Raw genomic sequence first — 2,948 nt, forward strand, 5'->3', positions numbered from 1 at the left:
CCGGATCCTCGGGTTGGACGGAGAGCATCCGGTCGCCGGAGGAGTCGGTGGAGGACCCCGCCGAGGGCGCCCGCAGGCCCAGACCGCCGCGGCCGAGGCCGCCAAGGCCGGCGCCAACCCCGACGACGAGGTCACCGCCAGCGCCGGCACCGCCCTCGGACGGGCCGGTGAAGCGGGGACTGCTGAACCCCGGGTGGTCGTATCCCGGGGAGTCGTAGCCCCGGCCCCGCTCGCGCCCGGTCCGTCCCTCGTTGGGGCCGGCGAACCCGGGACTGCTGTAGGACAGGCGCGGGGTGCGGCCCCCCGGGCCCTCCCGACGGGCCGGCGGCGCGCCGGGACCGGACGGGTCCGAGGGATCGGTCGTCGCGGGCGACTCCTCCGCCGTGTCCCGGAGGAAGGGCAACAGCCCGCGCTCCAGGAGGGCCTCCTCCCAGGCGTCCCGGGCCCGGGTCACCTCCTCCGATTCCTCCTCCCGGGGGCGTGATTCCGCGCCACCCGCCCCGGTTTCCGACCGACCGGAACCGTGGCGCAGCGCGGTGATCAACAATTCCGTTCCGGCGACCAGAATTCCCAGCCCCATGAGGACGAGGAAGAACCATCCGGCGGCCCGGATCGTTCCCGCCGCGGCGGGTTCCGGATCCATCAATCCCAGCACGTGGCCGAGGGTGAGAAAGATCGCCGCCGCGATTCCGGCCAGGAGCGGGAGCAGCACCGAGACCACGGCGCCCAGGCCGGCACCGGTGGTCCCCTCGTTCGCCCCGGACCGAGCGCCCGAGGGGGTCGGCGGGGCTCCGTCCGCCGGGCGGGCCGCGGCGCCCCGGGCGCGGGCGTCGAGCAGACGTCCGTACTCGACCGCGGCCACGGCGGTGATCAGGGGGGCGGCGTCCCGCGCCGTGCGGCGCAGGTTCTCGACGTCCACCCGGCCGGGGCCGCGTGTTCCGATCGAGGGATCGCCGGCCCCGGGGTGGGTCCGGCGGAGTGCTTCGTCCAGCAGGCGTTCGAACTCGGGACGATCCTCCGGTAGAAGATGACGTGCGGTGTTCATGTGGGTTCCCCCAGTGCTCCGTTGGGCCGAGACTGCCGACCGGGCCGCCGGGAACGGGCGGAGAGCTTGTGGGCAGGACCGATATCGTAAAGCGGTTCGCCCTTTCGGCACAGGGAATGGCGCGATGAACTCCGTTCAACGGCCCCGCTTTTCGGATATTCCCCGAACCGACGGTCCGTTCGCGCCCGGGTTCTCCCCCGGCCGGACGCGCTCCACCGCACTCCGGACCACCACGACACCACCACGCGGGAAGCGGGGGAAAGCCGTTCCCGTGGGGAGGAGCCGGGTGGAGGGGAAGCGGAGGGGGACGAATTCGGGCCGGCCGGGAGGTACCCGAAGGCGTGCCGGAGGCTTCCCCGGCTCCCCGCGGGCGAAAACCCGCCCGGGCCCCGGCGGCATCCGGACGGGCGAACGATCCGACCCGACCGGAGCGCGCGCCGGGCACCGCGCGCCGGGGGCTCGACCCCGCCCCCCGGCCCGCCCGGGCCGATCAGCCCTCCAGGGGAAGGCGGACGACGAGCAGCGGGCCGTCCATCGTCACGCCGCCGTCCATCGCGATGGCCAGATCCTCCGCGTACACGTGCGGCAGGCGCGGGCGGGGGGCGGCGCCGGCGTCCGCCGGTTCCGGCACGGGCTCCTCGCCGGTGAGGTAGGGGATCGGGCTGTGGCCGTGCACCACGCGGTCCCCGCCGTAGGCCGCCAGCATCTCGCGGGCGGCCTGCGCGCCGCCCTCGTCCCGGAAGGCGAACCGTCGGGTGAAGTCGCGGAACAACGCCCAGGTCTCGTCCGGGTCCTGACGCTGCAGGACCTGCTTGATCGCCTCGTTGGCGTCCTCCGGCGTGGCCCCCCGGTCCAGGTAGGCGGTGGTGTCGGAGTGCAGCAGGAGGTGTCCGTCGACCACGGCGAGGGAGTCCAGCCGCGACATCCACTGCACGTGGTGGTCGCGCAGGCGCTCCATGTCGGCGGCCTGACCCCCGTTGAGCATCCAGGCGGCGCGGAAGGAGGCGGTGCCGGCGCCGGAGTCCACCGGGGTGTCGCCGAAGCGGTGCGCGCCCAGCAGCAGCACCTCGTGGTTGCCCAGCAGCGCCTTGCAGTACCCGCCCGCGGCGGCGGCCTCGGCGGACAGCCGCATCACCAGGTCGATGACGCCGATGCCGTCCGGCCCCCGGTCGGTGAAGTCGCCGAGGAACCACAACCGGGCGGTCCCGCCCGACCAGGCGTCCTCCGCGTCGATCAGCCCGACCTCGCGCAGCGCGGCGCGCAACTCGTCGAGGTAGCCGTGCACGTCACCGACCACCCACAGCGGGCCGGTGCCCTCCTCGGTGCCGCTCGCGGCGACGGGCTCCGCCCCGGGGGCGGGCCCGACCGGCTCGACGGGGTGCGGTGGGCGCGTCCCGGCGGGGGCGTCCCCGGGCGGGGCCGCGACCTCCGCCGGCGGCGGGGCCACGGTCGCCGTCGGCACCCCGACGCCCGGGGTCGTCTCCCACGTCGTCGCGGGCTCCTGGCCGGCCCCCTGAGTCATCGACCCCTCCACCCGTCGCGCGCCACCTCCACCGGTCACCGCCCGGACGTGGCGGTTCCCGGTGCCGTGCGCCCCATCATAGGAATCCCGGGACGGTTTCGTGAGTCACCGGGCCCCCCGGAAGCGGGAGGGGGAGCGGAACCCGACGTTCCGCGATCCGATCCGTTCCGCTCCGGTCATCGCCCGGTCGTCGGCGGACGGTCCCGACCGGCCCCCGTCACCGTTCCGTCCCCAGCCCGTTCCCGGCCCGTTCCCGGTGTGTCCCCGGCCCGTCCCCCGCGCCGCGGGCCCGCCGGCACGCCCCCCGACGGGTGCGGGTACGCACCCGTACCCGCCGGCGTACCCGTACCCGTACCCGCCCGGGCGGGCGGGGGTGCGGTG

General features: G+C 75.7%; 2 protein-coding genes. Both read right to left on the reverse strand.

The features are described 5' to 3' along the window. Positions 1 to 1,045: hypothetical protein (locus tag FOE67_RS21425; RefSeq protein WP_182666475.1), on the reverse strand; the 1,045-nt coding region annotated here is incomplete at its 3' end. A 490-nt stretch (positions 1,046 to 1,535) separates the two neighbouring features. After that, complete coding sequence (locus FOE67_RS21430; protein WP_182666476.1) at positions 1,536 to 2,567, reverse strand: metallophosphoesterase; 1,032 nt, start codon at positions 2,565 to 2,567, stop codon at positions 1,536 to 1,538. Positions 2,568 to 2,948: the final 381 nt, after the last annotated feature.

Origin of the sequence: Streptomyces calidiresistens (assembly GCF_014141525.1) — a bacterium.
In the GTDB taxonomy this organism is placed as follows: Bacteria; Actinomycetota; Actinomycetes; order Streptomycetales; family Streptomycetaceae; genus Streptomyces; species Streptomyces calidiresistens.